The organism is Methanocorpusculum petauri, assembly GCF_026891975.1.
Taxonomy (GTDB): domain Archaea; phylum Halobacteriota; class Methanomicrobia; order Methanomicrobiales; family Methanocorpusculaceae; genus Methanocorpusculum; species Methanocorpusculum petauri.
Genome location: NZ_JAPTGB010000009.1, coordinates 71,582 through 87,295, shown reverse-complemented (window position 1 = coordinate 87,295; position 15,714 = coordinate 71,582). Strand labels below are relative to the sequence as shown.

The 15,714-nt window shown below is 52.4% G+C and carries 15 protein-coding genes; 6 read left to right on the top strand and 9 right to left on the bottom strand.

The genetic code is table 11. The features are described 5' to 3' along the window. Positions 1-200 precede the first annotated feature (200 nt). From gyrA to O0S10_RS05365, 5 genes are all read right to left on the bottom strand, one after another. Entirely contained in the window at positions 201-2,726 is a 2,526-nt protein-coding gene (gene gyrA, locus O0S10_RS05385) for a DNA gyrase subunit A (RefSeq protein WP_268924874.1), read from the bottom strand. Then, complete coding sequence (gene gyrB, locus O0S10_RS05380) at positions 2,716-4,674, bottom strand: DNA topoisomerase (ATP-hydrolyzing) subunit B (RefSeq protein WP_268924873.1); 1,959 nt, start codon at positions 4,672-4,674, stop codon at positions 2,716-2,718. The genes gyrA and gyrB overlap by 11 nt, the downstream gene beginning before the upstream one ends. 374 nt (positions 4,675-5,048) lie before the next feature. Further along, positions 5,049-5,435, bottom strand: coding sequence for a Zn-ribbon domain-containing protein (locus tag O0S10_RS05375; RefSeq protein WP_268924872.1), 387 nt, complete (start codon positions 5,433-5,435; stop codon positions 5,049-5,051). Between the two features lie 32 nt (positions 5,436-5,467). Continuing rightward, positions 5,468-5,842 carry a DUF2073 domain-containing protein gene (locus O0S10_RS05370; RefSeq protein WP_268924871.1) on the bottom strand — a complete coding sequence of 125 codons (375 nt, stop codon included), beginning with the start codon at positions 5,840-5,842 and terminating at the stop codon, positions 5,468-5,470. A gap of 7 nt (positions 5,843-5,849) precedes the next feature. Beyond that, complete coding sequence (locus O0S10_RS05365; protein WP_268924870.1) at positions 5,850-6,476, bottom strand: Era-like GTP-binding protein; 627 nt, start codon at positions 6,474-6,476, stop codon at positions 5,850-5,852. 392 nt (positions 6,477-6,868) lie between these two features. Between O0S10_RS05365 and O0S10_RS05360 the strand changes: the two genes are divergently transcribed. The 6 genes from O0S10_RS05360 (at position 6,869) to O0S10_RS05335 (ending at position 11,945) form a co-directional block, all read left to right on the top strand. Beyond that, complete coding sequence (locus tag O0S10_RS05360) at positions 6,869-7,372, top strand: CBS domain-containing protein (RefSeq protein WP_268924869.1); 504 nt, start codon at positions 6,869-6,871, stop codon at positions 7,370-7,372. 35 nt (positions 7,373-7,407) lie between these two features. After that, positions 7,408-8,328, top strand: coding sequence for a CBS domain-containing protein (locus O0S10_RS05355; RefSeq protein WP_268924868.1), 921 nt, complete (start codon positions 7,408-7,410; stop codon positions 8,326-8,328). Positions 8,329-8,498: 170 nt separating this feature from the next. Next, a complete protein-coding gene (locus O0S10_RS05350) occupies positions 8,499-9,272 on the top strand; it encodes a CBS domain-containing protein (RefSeq protein ID WP_268924867.1) in 774 nt (257 codons plus the stop codon). A 146-nt stretch (positions 9,273-9,418) separates the two neighbouring features. Further along, positions 9,419-10,381 carry a deoxyhypusine synthase gene (locus O0S10_RS05345; protein ID WP_268924866.1) on the top strand — a complete coding sequence of 321 codons (963 nt, stop codon included), beginning with the start codon at positions 9,419-9,421 and terminating at the stop codon, positions 10,379-10,381. Then, the gene (locus O0S10_RS05340) at positions 10,378-11,094 is read left to right on the top strand and encodes a DUF5714 domain-containing protein (RefSeq protein WP_268924865.1); all 717 of its coding nucleotides are present in this window, start codon (positions 10,378-10,380) and stop codon (positions 11,092-11,094) included. The genes O0S10_RS05345 and O0S10_RS05340 overlap by 4 nt, the downstream gene beginning before the upstream one ends. A 191-nt stretch (positions 11,095-11,285) precedes the next feature. After that, positions 11,286-11,945: a DUF5714 domain-containing protein gene (locus O0S10_RS05335; RefSeq protein WP_268924864.1), complete on the top strand. Its 660-nt coding sequence runs from the start codon at positions 11,286-11,288 to the stop codon at positions 11,943-11,945. Between the two features lie 3 nt (positions 11,946-11,948). On the opposite strand, the gene O0S10_RS05330 is transcribed toward O0S10_RS05335, so the two are convergent. The 4 genes from O0S10_RS05330 to O0S10_RS05315 all read right to left on the bottom strand — a co-directional run bounded on the left by O0S10_RS05330 (position 11,949) and on the right by O0S10_RS05315 (position 15,658). Then, entirely contained in the window at positions 11,949-12,605 is a 657-nt protein-coding gene (locus tag O0S10_RS05330) for a hypothetical protein (RefSeq protein WP_268924863.1), read from the bottom strand. Between the two features lie 10 nt (positions 12,606-12,615). Then, entirely contained in the window at positions 12,616-14,298 is a 1,683-nt protein-coding gene (locus O0S10_RS05325) for a glutamate--tRNA ligase (RefSeq protein WP_268924862.1), read from the bottom strand. A 72-nt stretch (positions 14,299-14,370) separates the two neighbouring features. Beyond that, positions 14,371-14,985, bottom strand: a complete 615-nt coding sequence (locus tag O0S10_RS05320; RefSeq protein ID WP_268924861.1) for a putative immunity protein — start codon at positions 14,983-14,985, stop codon at positions 14,371-14,373. Beyond that, positions 14,966-15,658, bottom strand: a complete 693-nt coding sequence (locus O0S10_RS05315; RefSeq protein WP_268924860.1) for an HD domain-containing protein — start codon at positions 15,656-15,658, stop codon at positions 14,966-14,968. The genes O0S10_RS05320 and O0S10_RS05315 overlap by 20 nt, the downstream gene beginning before the upstream one ends. Positions 15,659-15,714 lie beyond the last annotated feature (56 nt).

Sequence of the window (15,714 nt, the reverse complement as noted above, 5' to 3'; positions counted from 1 at the left end):
GAATCAGACGGCCTTATGTAGAACACGTACCCGAAGGAATGCGAAAAAGAATGGGACTATAGAGAACCGCACCCGCAAAAATACCGGCAGCTGCCCTGCGGCAGCCGTTCGCATTCACCGCAGAATCCGACGAAATGAAGAAAAATCTCCGGCTCTGAACCGGAACACATTTTTTTGAAAAAAAATACGTTGGAAAAGGATTACTCCTCATCAGAGAACAGACTCTGCTGCTCCGCATCCACCGGTACCGGGGACTCCGAAGACTCCTCCTCCCCTTCGTCCGCAGGAACAACCGCAATACTGGTGACCTTATCCCCTTCATCCACGCGGATAATGCGGACGCCCTGGGTGCTCCGCTTCTGAATCGAGATGTCGCCTGCCTGGGTACGCATCACCACGCCGCCCGCGGTCGTAATCACAATCTCCTCATCATCACCGATCGCAAGAGAAGAGACCACACCTCCGCGCTCAAGGTTCGTCACAATATTGCGGACACCCATCGTCCCGCGACCCTTACCGCGGAACTCATCAAACGCCGTCCGCTTACCGTAACCGCCCTCCGTAATCGTCAGCAGATGATCCTTCTCAACAAGCGTCAGCGCACGGACCGCATCACCGCGGCGCAGCGTGATACCCTTCACACCCTGCACACCGCGGCCGGTCGGCCGGACCTCACCCTCACTGAACCGCAGACTCTGACCGAGCCACGTCGTCAGCACCACATCGCACGACCCGTCCGTTACCATCACGTCCACCAGCTCATCGCCTTCCAGAATCGTCATCGCAATCAGACCACCGGACCGCGGACGCGAGAACAGCTCCTCGGACATCTTGCCGACCTTACCCATCTTCGTTGCAAAGAACAGATACTTGTCCGACTCAAAGTTCCGCAGAGGAATAACCGCCGTAACATCCTCATCCGTCAGATTCAGCAGATTCACAATCGCCTTGCCCTTACTCTGGCGCGACCCTTCCGGAATCTCATGCACCCGCAGCCAGTAGGCGCGGCCGCGGTTCGTAAAGCACAGCAGATAATCATGCGTGCTCGCAAGGAACACCTTATCCACCGAATCCTCATCCTTCGTCGTCATACCCGTCACACCGCGGCCTCCGCGGCGCTGCTGGCGACAGGAATCAAGCGGCATCCGCTTAATATAGTTCTGCGAAGTCAGCATCACCAGAACCTGCTTGTCCTCGATGAAATCCAGAACATCCATATCCGTGTTCGCCGAGTAATCGATCTTCGTCCGGCGTTCGTCCGCATACTTCGCACGAATTTCAGCCGTCTCATCCTTCACAACCGAAAGAATGTTCGCGTCGGAAGCTAAGATCCAGTTCAGCTTATCGATGATCACCTGAAGCTCATTCTTCTCATCAATAATCTTCTGCTGTTCCAGAGCAGCGAGCCGTCTCAGCTGCATCTTCAGAATTGCATCCGCCTGCGGCTCGGAGAACCCGAACTTACTGACGAGGGCAACCTGAGCCGCCGCAACCTCGGGCGAACCCCGGATCGTTGCGATGACCTCATCGATCATATCCAGCGCCTTCAGAAGACCATCAAGAATATGTTTGCGCTCCTCGGCTTTCCGCAGATCAAACAGCGAGCGTCTGCGGACAACCGACATCCGGTGAGCAATGAAATGACGGAGAATCTCAGAAAGCGGAAGAATCACTGGCTTTTTCTCAACAATTGCAAGATTCGTGATACCGAACGAGCTCTCCAGAGGCGTGTGCTTGTAGAGCTGGTTTAAGATCACATTACCCTGCACACCCTGCTTCAGCTCAATGATCACGCGGATACCATCCTTATCAGACTCATCACGCAGATCACTGATACCCTCAATCTGCTTGTTCTTCACGAGATCCGCAATCTTCTCGATCATCACCGCCTTGTTCACCTGATACGGAATCTCCGTAATCACAATCTGCTCGTAGTTCTTCTTCCGCTCCTCAACTTCAGCAACACCGCGGACAACAACCTTGCCCTGACCGGTCAGATACGCATTGCGCACCCCGTCGGTACCCATAATAATACCGCCCGTCGGGAAATCCGGTGCCGGAAGAATCTTCATCATCTCCTCAATCGGCATATCCGGCTTGTCAATGAACGCTGCAACCAGATCACAGACCTCACCGAGATTATGCGGCATCATACTCGTCGCCATACCGACCGCAATACCGGTTGTTCCGTTTACCAGAAGATTGGGAATCCTGCTCGGCAGAACATCCGGTTCCTGCGAAGACTCATCAAAATTCGGGACGAAATCCACCGTCTCCTTATCGATGTCCTCAAGAAGAGACTCGGCCGCCTTTGTCAGACGGGCCTCCGTATACCGGTATGCTGCTGCGGAATCGCCGTCAATCGAACCGAAGTTACCCTGACCATCCACCAGCGGATACCGGTACGAGAACGGCTGCGCCATCTTCACAAGCGTATCATAAATCGCCGCATCACCATGCGGGTGATAGTTACCCATGGTGGCTGCCACTGCCTTTGCCGACTTCTTGTAAGCTTTATCGCTCGTGTTGTTCTCATCATGGAACATCGCATACAGAATGCGGCGGTGAACCGGCTTGAGACCGTCACGCACATCCGGAATCGCACGACCGATGATAACCGACATCGCATAGTCGATGAAGCAGTTCTTCATCTCATCCTCAATGTTCACCGGCTCTGTCCGATGCGTGATCTTCTCAACAACAGGTGCCTGCTCTTCAGATGTCAAGGTTCTTCACCTCCCCTGCATGGCGTTTGATGAAATCCTTTCTCGGCATCACATCATCACCCATGAGTTTCTCAAAGATCTCGTTTGCATAGCTTGCATCCTCAATTCTGACCTGCTTTAAGATGCGGTTCTCCGGATTCATGGTCGTATCCCACAGCTGACCTGCATTCATCTCACCAAGACCCTTGTACCGCTGCACGGAAACGCCTTTGTCGCCGAACTCGGCGACCGCACTACGCATATCCTCTTCGGTATAGACATAGCGTTCCTGCTTGCCTTTGGCAATCCGGAACAGCGGCGGCTGGGCAACATACACATAGCCAAGTTCAACCAGCGGCTTCATGAACCGGTAGAAGAAGGTAAGCAGAAGGATTCTGATATGTGCCCCGTCCACATCCGCATCAGTCATGATGACAATGTGGTGATACCGGGCACGTTCCGGATCAAACGACTCTCCGTACCCGGCGCCGACCGCCGAGATCAGTGTCTGAATTTCAGCGTTTTTCAGCGCCTTGTGCTCAATTGCTTTTTCCACATTCAGAATTTTTCCGCGAAGCGGAAGAATCGCCTGGAACTTCCGGTCACGTCCCTGCTTCGCAGAACCGCCTGCAGAATCTCCCTCCACAATATAGATCTCGCTCTTCGCAGGGTCTCGCTCGGAACAGTCCGCAAGTTTGCCGGGAAGACCCGACATCTCCAGGGAACTTTTTCTCCGTGCAAGCTCCTTTGCACGGCGGGCTGCCTCACGGGCATTTGCTGCTTCCTGTGCTTTTTTGGCGATGGATGCAATAACCTTCGGATTCTCCTCAAAGAACTCCGTCAGTGCCTGATAGACCATGGAATCCACAAGGCCCTTCACATTGCTGTTGCCGAGCCGCATCTTGGTCTGGCCTTCAAACTGCGGATTTGCAATCTTGACACTGATGACAGCCGTCAGACCCTCCCGCACATCCTCACCTTTGACCGAGACGTCCTCTTTCAGATGCTTGTTTGCGTGCGCACTGTTGTTGATGGCGCGGGTGAGTGCCGACCGGAACCCTTCAAGATGGGTTCCCCCCTCACGGGTATTGACACTGTTCACAAAGGTGAACAGTGTCTCGCTGTAGGTCTGGTTGTACTGCAGCGCAATCTCAACCTCGATCTTATTCTCTTCGTCGGAACGATCCACGTAGATGATATCATTGTGGAGCAACTCCTTGCCCTCGTTAAGATGCGCAACGAACTCGCGAAGACCGCCTTCATAGCAGTACACATCAGAGTCGCCGGTACGGTGATCAGCAACCCGGATCTCAAGTCCCTTGTTCAGGTAGGCAAGTTCGCGGAACCGGTGCGCAAGAATATCATAGTCAAAGTGAGTGGTATCAAATATCGTCCCGTCCGGCTGGAAGGTGATGCGTGTGCCGGTCAGTTCTGCCGGTGTCTGTGCATCAGCAGCATCCAGACGTGTACGCCGCTCGCGGAACTCGGTGTCCGTCACCGGGCGGCTTTCAAGTTTCTGCACAAGACCACCGCGGGAGAATACCATTGAGTAGACATTTCCTTCCCGGTACACCTCAACGGTCAGCTTCGTGGAAAGAGCGTTAACCACGGAAACACCAACACCGTGCAGACCTCCCGAGACCTGATAGGTGTTTTTATCGAATTTTCCTCCGGCATGCAGAACGGTCATTACCACTTCAAGAGCGCTTTTGTTCTGTTTTGGCATGATGTCAACCGGGATTCCGCGTCCGTCATCATCAACCGTACAGGAACCGTCCTGATTCAGGATGATGGAAATGTGTTTACAGAATCCGGCAAGCGCCTCGTCAATGGAGTTGTCCACAACCTCATAGACAAGATGGTGCAGACCACGGGTATCGGTACTGCCGATATACATGGCAGGGCGTTCACGCACCGGGGCAAGACCCTCGAGAACGGTGATGTGAGACGCATCGTAATTGTCGGTCATTAATATGTGATCTCCTTTGGAAAGAACCACCCGATGGCTGGGTGCTTCTACCAAACAGTTAACTTATTTTTCAAAACCGCACAGGATAACAGGGCGTACTCTGAAAAATATTTATTCCTTATTATATTAGTGCGAAGAACATATTAGATTGCTGGATAGAATGAGCTTTGATCCAAAAGTCTGAATAGTCCCGGATTGCATGATCAAAAATATCTGAATAAAAAATACATTGACTTTGGTTTTTTTCTTGGAACAACCAAAGCGAAAAAATCCCGAATAATCCGATCAGACAGTATGAACAAATTTAGACTTTTGAAACAAAACCGGGTGAAAAAGAAAAATATCACAGAGATATAAATGAACAAACAAAAAAATTATTTTTTTGGTTTTTGTTTTTTCTTCGACATCGACGGCAGGTCAAGCATATATTTTCCGTCGTCAACACCAATGATAATATCCTGCGACTCGGCAAGCCGCTCAAGATTCAATTCATACTTGCCGGGACTCACAATACGGACACTCTCCACCCGCTCCAAAATATCCGTAGGCCGTGATGCCGGTCCCTGACTCTTAACCTCAAGAACCTCCTGTTTCGTTTCCTGCGCAATGTCGGCGATACTCTTCTCCTCAAGCACATCGGCATTACGCACACGGTCACTCACGTAGAGGAACTTCTTTCCGCCGCAACTCGGGCATCCGCGAAGGATCTCCACCGACCCGTCGCGGAACTCGCGCCCGCACTGAGTACACTTATGTGGCATGTCTGTATCTTTTCGATGAACGAAATGGGTGTTTACTGTGCAGCAGATGCCCAGGCAATCAGACGGTCCTTCTCGCGGGTAAGCATCTTCAGCTGATCGACCGGCCCAATTACCATCAGTCTGCCGGCAGGACTCTTGCCGCCGCCGAACAGCTTTGAGAACAGACCGCCTTCTGATCCGCTGCTGGACGGATACGTCTCGATCTCAATACCCGAAAAACCTCCCGGGGAGATCTCCATCATCGTTGTCTCCAGAAGTTTGCCCTGCTCCTCAGGAGTCAGACCTTTCTCCAGAACAACAATATAGCCCTGACGGACATCATCAAGAATAAGACGAATCTTCTCCATTGACGTCATCCGGCTCAAGCGATCGCTTGACAGCATATCAATCTGAACGCCCTGAATCATTTTTACCTCACCTGAATACCTCGGAGATCTTTGCATACAGATCATCCATGTTATTTCCTTCCAGACCGGAGACCATCACTACCGGATGCTGCGGGAACGCGCTCTTAATTCTCTGGGGTGCTGCATCAGGCAGATCGATCTTATTGGCAACAATAATGACCGGCAGTTTGCGGGACTCAATGATACCGACCATCATAATGTTCACGTGCATAAACGGGTCCTGCGTACTGTCAAGCACATAGATAACACCGTCAATGTCTTCACGCAGCCAGTGCATTGCCTCGGCAACACCCTCCGTTGCCTCACGGGCACGGGCAACCGCCTCGTCCTGATCCATACCATACTCAAGGAACTCGTGGTAGTCTATCTTTGTCGTAACTCCCGGAGTATCCACTATATCGATCAGAAGCTTGCTGCCGCCGCTGTTGATCTCAACGCCCTCTTTTCTCCGGGCACGACGGGTTTCATGCGGGACCTCGCTCACGGGGCCGATTGCCTCGCCCGTCACATCACGGACGATGCGGTTGGCAAGTGTGGTCTTTCCGGCATTCGGCGGACCGTAGATTCCAACACGCGACCGTTTTTTACCGAACAGCTTTGAGAAAAAGCCTTTTATACGCGTCATTACTGCCATGAAAACACCTTAATTGGGATACGTAGTAGTTCGGTTGTAAAGGAATATAAACGTTCATGTTCGAAGTGAAAAGCCGGACGGATGTCAGACGAAAACAAAAATCCCAATACTTTCTATCTATGATCATCGCTTCTATAAAATACAATCCCCATAGAGTATATATACTTCCCGGGAAATAGAGAAAAAACCGCAGGGGATGCCGAATTTCCACAGAATAAACAATGAACATTCCGCGCGTTATTTTTGAAAATGGCTCAAAAGATAATGAATTTATACTGGGAAGGAGTATTACTCAATAATCACCAGAAAAACCGTAAGGAGGTGAAATGAGTCTGATGAGAATACATTCTGATATCCCGGACAACCGGGGAGATATACGGCTAATAGAAATAATGAGGCCGAACCCTACCTTAATTTCCATAAAATCAACCACCGCCGAAGCTGCGGCCCTCATGTGCAGGGACGACGTCGGCAGCTGCATTATAACCGAAAACGGCATTCCCAAGGGAATCGTAACGGAACAGGACTTCAACTGCAAGGTTATGGCAAAAAACCTTCTGCCGGGTTCCGTCCGCGTCGAAGACGTCATGAGCTCGCCCTTAATTACCGTTGGTGAAGAGATGCCCGTCTCCGTTGCAGCAAAGAAAATGATTGAGCATAAAGTGAGAAGGCTGCCTGTCACAAACGCAAACGGAAAAGTGACCGGTATGGTAACCGTCCGTGACCTTCTCGGTGTCACGAATGAGATCAACGAGATCATGACCGAACTTCTCGTGATCAACCGTCCGGACGACAAGAGCGGGATCTGCGGAGTCTGCGGCGCAATGTCTGCAGATCTCATGCCCATCGACGGCATTCTGGTATGTCCGAACTGCCGCGAGCAGGAACGGATATAAAACAGCCTGATGACCACGTTACATGCAAAAACACTATGACAAACATTCCAAAACAACAGAAGGGGAACCCGCGGATTCCGGGCGCTGAAGGAAAAACAAAATCAGCCGGTAAAAAAAGCAGCCTTTTGGGCATTGCAACAACCAACGTAATATCCGTTCCCCCAACGATGAACATCATCGAAGGTGTGCAGATGATGAGCCGGCACAACTTCCGGCGTCTGCCGATCACCGATCCCGGAAATAAAAAACTCATCGGGATTGTCACCATCACCGACGTAATCAACATGATGGGAGGAGGAAGCCGGTACAACCTTGTCGCAAACCGCCACAAGGGTTCCCTTCTCTCTGCATTGAACGACGAGATCCGGGCAATTGCCACTGAAAAGGTGGACAGCCTTGCGCCGTCAACCTCCATTCAGGAAGCGATCTGCCTGCTGGTCAAAAGCGGACACGGCAGTTTCCCGATCACCAATCCGGACAACACCATTGCAGGCATCGTAACCGAGTATGATATCATGAAAATGCTTGCCGGGACCGGGTCCGAACTCATCGTTGACGAAATCATGACAAAGAATCCGAAAGTGGTTTCACCCGACGCTGCAATAAACAGCGTCACCAAGCAGATGGTGGATCACGACTACCGCCGTCTGCCGGTCGTAGCAGATGATCTCCTCATCGGGATGATCACCGCAACCGATATCATGGGATACCTCGGACGCGGCCGGGTTTTTACCGAAATGAAGACCGGATCCGTTGATGAAGTTCTCAACCTGCCGGTGCGGGATCTCATGACCGGAGCAAACATCCGCACCATATCCCCGGACGAAAAGATCAACGATGTGGCACGCGACATGCTGGAGTTCGGTATCGGTGCGTTCCCGGTGATCGACGAAGGAAAACTGACCGGTATCGTAACCGAGTTTGATCTGGTCAAAGGACTCGCCGGAAACATGTAACGTGAAGATTGCACCGGGCGGCTCTGAAAAAAAGAGAACAGATGATCCGGCCGGTGCCGAGACGATACAAACGGCGGGGGCGGGACCTGCAGGAAGAACAAAAGCTGCAGGAACGATCCCCCGCATACCTTGTTGAATACCAAAAAAATCCAAATACAGGAGACAGCAAAATGAACCAGAAGTTAACCGTAAAGGATGTAATGTCCAAGCCAGTGTCAATCGCCAAATCAGGATTAATCCCTGAAGCCCTTGACAAGATGCTTGCCGAAGGAGTAGACCCTATCGTTGTGACAAATGACCGGGTGGTCGTCGGCACTGCATCCCGCCGCAGCATTGCAGAAAAGATGGGAAGCAAAAAGACCGGCAACATTCCGGCATCACAGATTCGTGTTGCAAGCGTGACCCGCGAAGACTTCACCTCGGTTTATCAGGATCAGGATGTGGATTTGTTAGTCCCGCTGCTCCAGAGATACAAAATTGTTGTTGTATGGGATGAAGAGCACCGGTTAATCGGACAGGTAACAACCGGCGATCTTCTCAAAGTTGCAAAACCCGAAGGATCCATTGATACCATGGTAGAGATTGCGCCAAGAATCTCTCCGGATGACCGTGTTGTCCAGCTGCACCGCCGCATGGTGGGGGACGGGGCAACCAGATTCATCGTCATGGATGGAAACAAAGCGGTCGGTATTGTAACCGAAACGGATATTGCAAAAATCCTCGTCAAACTCAAGAGTGAGATAGACAAGCACTTTGAAAACGCGCTGCGCAATGTAACAGCGGCAGATATTATGTCAAGCCCGCTGATCACAACGCCGGCAAACACACCGGTATCCAAAGTGGTGGATCTGATGCTTGCAAAGAACATCAGTACCATCCCGATCGCAGACGGTGACAAAGTCATCGGTCTTGCCACCCGCAAGTCACTGGTTGACGCGCTCTGAACAGATTCATTCATCTTTTTTTTAGGAGTTCTGCAGGGCAGATCTCCGGCATCATGATCCAAAGTCCGGGGGCCCGAACCTCTTTTCGCGCAGAACATCCGGATTCGTCACCAGTATAAACCCTGCCGACCAACTTTTTTACTGCTATGCTGAATACCCCAACAAATCCCATGTACCCGGCAACAGAGATCAACGAGTTGCTGGAGCGGATGAGCCATACCGGATTTCAGGGAAGAAAACTTGGTGAAAGTTACCATATCTGGAAGGAAATGATCGAAACCCCCGGAGTAAAAATCATTCTCGGTCTCTCCGGTGCGATGATCCCCGCAGGCATGCAGGAATGCCTCATTCAGCTTGTGGAACGCCGGTATGTGGATGCCGTCGTTTCAACCGGTGCAAACATCTTCCACGACATCTGCGAACACCTCGGGGTCCGGCACTACAAAGGAACCCACCTCACCAATGATGAGGAACTGTACCGGAACGGAATCGACAGAATTTACGACGTATTCGCCGTCGAAAAAGAATTTCAGAACGTTGAACACTACATCGGCGACTTCGGTGCATCTCTCAGGGACGCACGGCTGAGCAGTCGTGCATTCCTCAGACTCCTGGGAGAGAAGATTGCAGATGAACGGCCGGAAGGCCGAAGCCTCCTTGCTGCCTGTGCAAAACACAATGTACCGGTTCATGTTCCGGCGCTTGCGGATTCTGCAATCGGCATCGGCCTTGTCACCGCATACCGGCGGGGTGCAAAACTCGTCATCGATCAGATCGCCGACGCAAGCGAACTTGCCGAGTTCGTTGAGCAGGCTGAAAAGACCGGCGTCATCTATCTCGGAGGAGGAACACCCAAGAACTTTATCCAGCAGACCGAAGTGATCCCGCCGCTGGAAGGAGAGACCTATATCGGCGGTCACTCCTATGCAATCCAGTACACCACCGACGCGCCGCACTGGGGAGGACTCTCCGGCTGTACCTTTGAAGAGGCGGTCAGCTGGGGAAAGGAACTGCCGGAGGCAAAAAAATTGCAATGTTTCTGTGATGTAACCATCGCACTCCCGCTGGTCGTCTCAGCCCTCATCGCAGCAGGTGTGGTACGAAGATGAGTGATGCGAAAAAGAACGACGGATGCCTGATCTGCGGATCTCCGGTAATCACCAGAGAACAGCCGGCAAAGACGGAGTGCGCATTCTGCCGGGAGACCTTTACCGACACCGCCGTCTGTATCAACGGGCATTATGTTTGTAATGACTGCTGCAAACACCCGGGTGCTGCGGTAATCCGCAATATCTGTACCCGTACCAAATCAAAGAACCCGGTCTCACTTGCCGTAATCATGATGAACAGCCCGGCGATCTATATGCACGGAGCAGACCATCATGCAATCATCGCCGCAGCGCTCCTCGCCGCCTACAAAAACTGCGGCGGTGAGGTGGATCTCAACACCGCGGTTGATGAGGCAATCAGACGCGGATCAGCCGTACCGTATGGGATATGTGCTGCTGCCGGAACCAGCGGCGGAGCAGTGAGTGCAGGAATCTTCTACTCTATCGTTGCAAAAACCGACCCTCTGAGCATAAAAGAGTGGGGAGAAGGAAACCTTCTCGTATCGCAATGTCTGTACAAAATAGGATCGGCCGGAGGACCGAGATGCTGCAAACGCTGTACCTTTTTCTCTCTTGAGACAGCAGCAGCGTTCATCGCCAAACACTTCGGCGTACAGCTTGAGATGCCGGAAAAGATACGGTGCGGATACATGGAACGGAACGTTGACTGTAACAAAGAACACTGCCCGTATTACCCGGGGATTACTGAGTGAGCAAAGATATATAGAACATTAGCATATAGTTAATCTATTTGCCAAAAGGCTCTTTGGGGAAAAGGAATACGATACCCGTAAAAGGAACAGAGTACATCTCTGTCCTATTCTGTCCCCCCGGAGCCTGCTGGGAGTGATGTGTTTTGAGTGGTGGAAAGAAATCAGATATGTGTGCACTCTGCGGTGCTCCATTGGAAGTAATACATCCTGCAAAAGTGATGGAGTGTGACATCTGCGGAAGAAAATTTACGGATGTTATCAGATGCAGTGCAGGACACTACATCTGCGAAAACTGCAGTGAACATCCGGGCGTCGCCGTAATCCGGAAGATATGCACACAGACCAAATCAAAAGATCCGATCGAGATTGCAATTGCCATGATGGATACGCCCGTCATCCTCATGCACGAAGCAGATCATCACTGTGTGGTAGCAGCAGCCCTTGCAACCGCCTACAAAAACTGCGGCGGTACAATCAATCTCAAGGAAGCAATCGATGAAGTGATCAAACGCGGAACGATTCTTCCGTACGGCATCTGTGCAAAAACAGGAGCTTGCGGCGGGGCAGTGAGTGCAGGAATCTTTTACTCCATTCTTGCGGGAACAAAAACCCACAGCGTTGACGAATGGGGAGAAGGGAACCGACTGGTCGCCCAGTGCCTGATGGAGATCAGTGAGATCGGCGGGCCGAGGTGCTGCAAACGCAGTACGTTTACCTCGATCAAGATCGCGGCAGAACATGCGGAAGAGTACTTCGGGGTAAAAATGGAGCTGCCAAAAGAAATCCACTGCAAATATGCAAAGAAGAACCGGGACTGTCTGGGAATACGCTGTCCCTACTTCTCCCCCTGACGGTTACCAGTCTTTTCCGTTTACTCTTTTTGTACTTGCCGCAGGCGAGAGTTTCCGTTTCAGAACCTCGCCCGGGTGAACCATTTCGTAGGAACGATCACCGCCTGAAACGACCGCATACGCATCCGACCCCTCAAGACACCGGACACCACCGGCCGGAGGAACTGCGGCAAGCACCATCAGAAACTCGACGGGATCCCCGTAGAGCTCATTGAGCAGTTTTTTCTTTGCAGAAATTTCACTGCGGAAACCGCGAACGCCGGAAGGATTGATGATCACCTCGCCGAAGACACGGACACCGTCAGAGGTTTTGATCAGGAGGTCCACCTCGGCGGCGACTTTGCCGCCGACCCGAAACCGGATGCCGCCGTCACGGGAGTACCACAGACCATCAGGCGCATACTTGTCGTAGGGCGCAAACTCTACATCCGAAAACTTCGCGGCAACCGAAACAACCGCATCCGAATGCTCCGCGCATCCGAGCAGCAGTTCATAGACCAGGGCTTCAAAATATTTTCCGGTGGCCGAGCGGTGCAGAGGATTTGCCGCATCATACAACATTACACGTTCGGGTTTTGTCAGGTGATGAACGGCATGCCGGATATGCGAAGGCATAATCTCAGCATGCGAGAGAAGTTCAGCAACCTCGACGGCAGACATAGCAAAAAAATCAGCGGTGGGTAAAGTAGGCAGTGACCTGCTCGTCCTTCACCGAATCAATTCTGGCAAAACCCACACGCTCAAACTGTACAATCTTCTGATCGTACTTCTGCACGGCAGCCTCACAGTATCCTTCGCTTGTTCCTTCCGGAGTCAGAAGTGAACAGGGAACACCCGCTCCCGCAGGAAGCCACTGGACAATCGGCGCTTTTGCAGCACGGGCCTCGGCAAGCGAGTCGCCTGCATACTCTGCGGTTCCGTTCCCCGTGATTCTGATGTTGAAGAGATCCTTCAGGCGGAGCATTCTGCCGGTCTCAATCTCTGATCTCGGCAGGAGAACACTGCCCGTAAAGGCGAGTACACGTTCCCCCCGCTCCGGCTGGTTCGGGTAGATAGGTGCGTGGGCTTCCACTGCCGGAGCATCTGCAACCGCAACCGATACTGCGTCCGGCACAAAGAAGTAGCGGTCGGCACCGGCATCGATGAGTGCTTTGTTCTGGGCAAACAGGTTCTCCCACGAGAATGAAATGTCGGTGTCCCCCATACCGATATCAACGACCGCCGCACGAACCGCCTCCGGCTGGATGCCGCGGCGGGCAAGCGCACGGAGTGTTCCAAGGTGAATATCGTCCCATCCGGTATAGAGTCCTTCGTTGATTCCCTTACGCATGCCGGACGTGGAGAGTTCAAGCCCTGCGATGGACATTCTCCCGTAGTGGTAGAAGTGCGGCATCTTCCAGCCGAAGTACCGGTAGATGTACTCCTGGCGGCGGGTGTTGGCAATGTGATCCTTTCCGCGGATAACATGTGTCATACCAAGGAGGTGATCATCAACGGCGACGGAGAAGTTCATCAGCGGATAGACAAAGATCTCAGGCCGGCGGGGATGTTTGACGGAAGTGAGTACCCGCATCGCGGCAAAGTCGCGGACTGCCGGGTCGGGATGGGAGATGTCGGTTTTGACCCGCATGGTGATCTCGCCTTCCTGGTATTTTCCGGCGAGCATGTCGTCGAAGCGGTGCAGGTTCTCCTCAACGCTGAGATTGCGGCAGGGACACGGCTGTTTTTTCAGTTTTTTCTCGCGGAACTCGTCGTTGTCGCAGGTGCACATGTATGCGCCGCCGAGCGTGATCAGTTCGCGGGCGAAGTCATAGTATATCTGGAACCGATCGGACTGATAGATCACATCGGTGATGCCGATGCCAAGCCACCTGAGATCCTCCATGACCATGTCATAGGCTTCAGGGTCAACACGTTTCGGGTCGGTATCCTCAACACGGTAATAGAACTTGCCGCCGTACTTCTTGACATAGTAATCATTCAGAACCGAGGCGCGAGCATGACCGAGATGCAGAGGACCTGAAGGGTTTGGCGCAAACCGCATGACAACACCGCCTTCAGCTTCGGGAAGTTCGGGGAGTTCGTGCACGCGCTCTTTTTTCTCGTGCATCTTTTCGATCATCTCAGGAGAGAGTGCGGTGAGTTTTGCTTCGCGCTCCTCAACAGACATTGCTTCAACCTCTGCGAGAATTTCGGGCAGCATGGCGTTGATCTCTTTTGCCTTCGGGCGAAGCTCGGGATGTGCACCCATGACGGACCCGAGAATGGCACCGGCCTTGGGGACTGACTTGTGCTTTACTGCGTTCTGCAGGGCGAAAAGATAGATATCATCACGAATATTTGTATCGGACATTTGCGGGAATTATATTGGCGGGGGAGGTGTTTATACTTTCCAGCAGAAAGAAGCATCTCCGGCAGAGAGGGATCAGGGCGACTTTGATCGTTTCTTCCAAAGGAGGAGTTCTTTATTGACTCTGCTGTCGTCCAGAAGAAAATCAGCCCAGGAGTAAGTTTGGGAATCTATCCTCTCCTGCCAGATTTGAAGAGTGGAGAGATAGAAATTGATCTTTTCGTCCACTGCGTCTTCACACTTTTCTATCCCAAGCTCCCGGACAATGGCAGTTAACTCATAAAAAGCCAGACCAACCGCATGTGTTTCCACATGTACGGCCGCACATGCCTGTCCCACCGCATGACATAACGCGCAATCCCGCGGATTATCGACATCCCGGGCCATCGCATGAACCGATAACAATGCTTTTTTCGCCACCGGCATTTTCACCTTCCCTTCAGCCCACAGCTTACAGATCCGCACCGCCTCCTCCGGCCTTGGGTCTTCGGGATACGCATGCCTCAGAACAGTAACCGGCTCAGCAACACACGTAAATGCCCACATAACAATCGTCCGATGCTTCTGTGCACAAATCAACCGGATAAGATCGCGCAGACATGCACTGTCCCGGGAAAACAACAGCTGATTCTTTCGCAGATACTTTTCCCGTACATCATCCAGACTGATTTTATTTTCCGTCCCGTTCATCCGGATCACGCCTGTTGTAGGAAACAGCATCCTCCCATTCCGCAAAAAACTCTGCGAGATACTCCTCCATAAACCGGTGCCGCCGCTGTGCAATCTCCCGCGCCGTGTCAGTGTTCATCCGATCCCGCAGAAGCAGCAGTTTTTCAGAGAAGTGATTGACCGTATGACGGCTGCCGGTGCGGTACTCCGCGGCAGTAGTGACCGTCACGACTCCTTCATCGGGATTGTACAGCTCGCGGCCTTTCGCCCCGCCGTAGGCAAATGCCCGCGCAATACCGATTGCCCCGATCGCATCAAGCCGGTCGGCATCCTGCACAATCTGCCCCTCCAACGACAACGGTGTTTGATCAAACCCTCCCTTAAAGCCGAGATGCAGGATATCATAAATAATGCCGTCCCAGACCTCATCCGGAAGTGCAGAGCGGACACCGAGTTGATCGACAAGACCGGACAGCGCCGTCTCGGCATCGCCGGAGTAGAACTTCTCATCAAAAACATCATGCAGCAGAGCGGTCAGCTCAACCCGCAGGGGATCTCCCCCCTCGGCTTCGCAGATCTTTGCGGAAAGGCCCGCAACGCGGGACACATGCCACCAGTCATGACCGGTTGCTTCGCCAAGCGAAACCGATCGGACATGATCACGGACGGCGGCGGAAACATCTGCCGGATTCATTCCCAAGATATTGCCGCCGAAACGATATGAATTCAAGGGAGAGAAACGTACCCCGC

What these genes read in the sequence shown, in the direction of transcription:
- gyrB (WP_268924873.1), bottom strand. Translation starts at nt 4,674, where the DNA reads ATGACCGACAATTACGATGCGTCTCACATCACCGTTCTCGAGGGTCTT.
- O0S10_RS05375 (WP_268924872.1), bottom strand. Translation starts at nt 5,435, where the DNA reads ATGCCACATAAGTGTACTCAGTGCGGGCGCGAGTTCCGCGACGGGTCG.
- O0S10_RS05370 (WP_268924871.1), bottom strand. Translation starts at nt 5,842, where the DNA reads ATGATTCAGGGCGTTCAGATTGATATGCTGTCAAGCGATCGCTTGAGC.
- O0S10_RS05365 (WP_268924870.1), bottom strand. Translation starts at nt 6,476, where the DNA reads ATGGCAGTAATGACGCGTATAAAAGGCTTTTTCTCAAAGCTGTTCGGT.
- O0S10_RS05360 (WP_268924869.1), top strand. Translation starts at nt 6,869, where the DNA reads ATGAGGCCGAACCCTACCTTAATTTCCATAAAATCAACCACCGCCGAA.
- O0S10_RS05355 (WP_268924868.1), top strand. Translation starts at nt 7,408, where the DNA reads ATGACAAACATTCCAAAACAACAGAAGGGGAACCCGCGGATTCCGGGC.
- O0S10_RS05350 (WP_268924867.1), top strand. Translation starts at nt 8,499, where the DNA reads ATGAACCAGAAGTTAACCGTAAAGGATGTAATGTCCAAGCCAGTGTCA.
- O0S10_RS05345 (WP_268924866.1), top strand. Translation starts at nt 9,419, where the DNA reads ATGCTGAATACCCCAACAAATCCCATGTACCCGGCAACAGAGATCAAC.
- O0S10_RS05340 (WP_268924865.1), top strand. Translation starts at nt 10,378, where the DNA reads ATGAGTGATGCGAAAAAGAACGACGGATGCCTGATCTGCGGATCTCCG.
- O0S10_RS05330 (WP_268924863.1), bottom strand. Translation starts at nt 12,605, where the DNA reads ATGTCTGCCGTCGAGGTTGCTGAACTTCTCTCGCATGCTGAGATTATG.
- O0S10_RS05325 (WP_268924862.1), bottom strand. Translation starts at nt 14,298, where the DNA reads ATGTCCGATACAAATATTCGTGATGATATCTATCTTTTCGCCCTGCAG.
- O0S10_RS05320 (WP_268924861.1), bottom strand. Translation starts at nt 14,985, where the DNA reads ATGAACGGGACGGAAAATAAAATCAGTCTGGATGATGTACGGGAAAAG.
- O0S10_RS05315 (WP_268924860.1), bottom strand. Translation starts at nt 15,658, where the DNA reads ATGAATCCGGCAGATGTTTCCGCCGCCGTCCGTGATCATGTCCGATCG.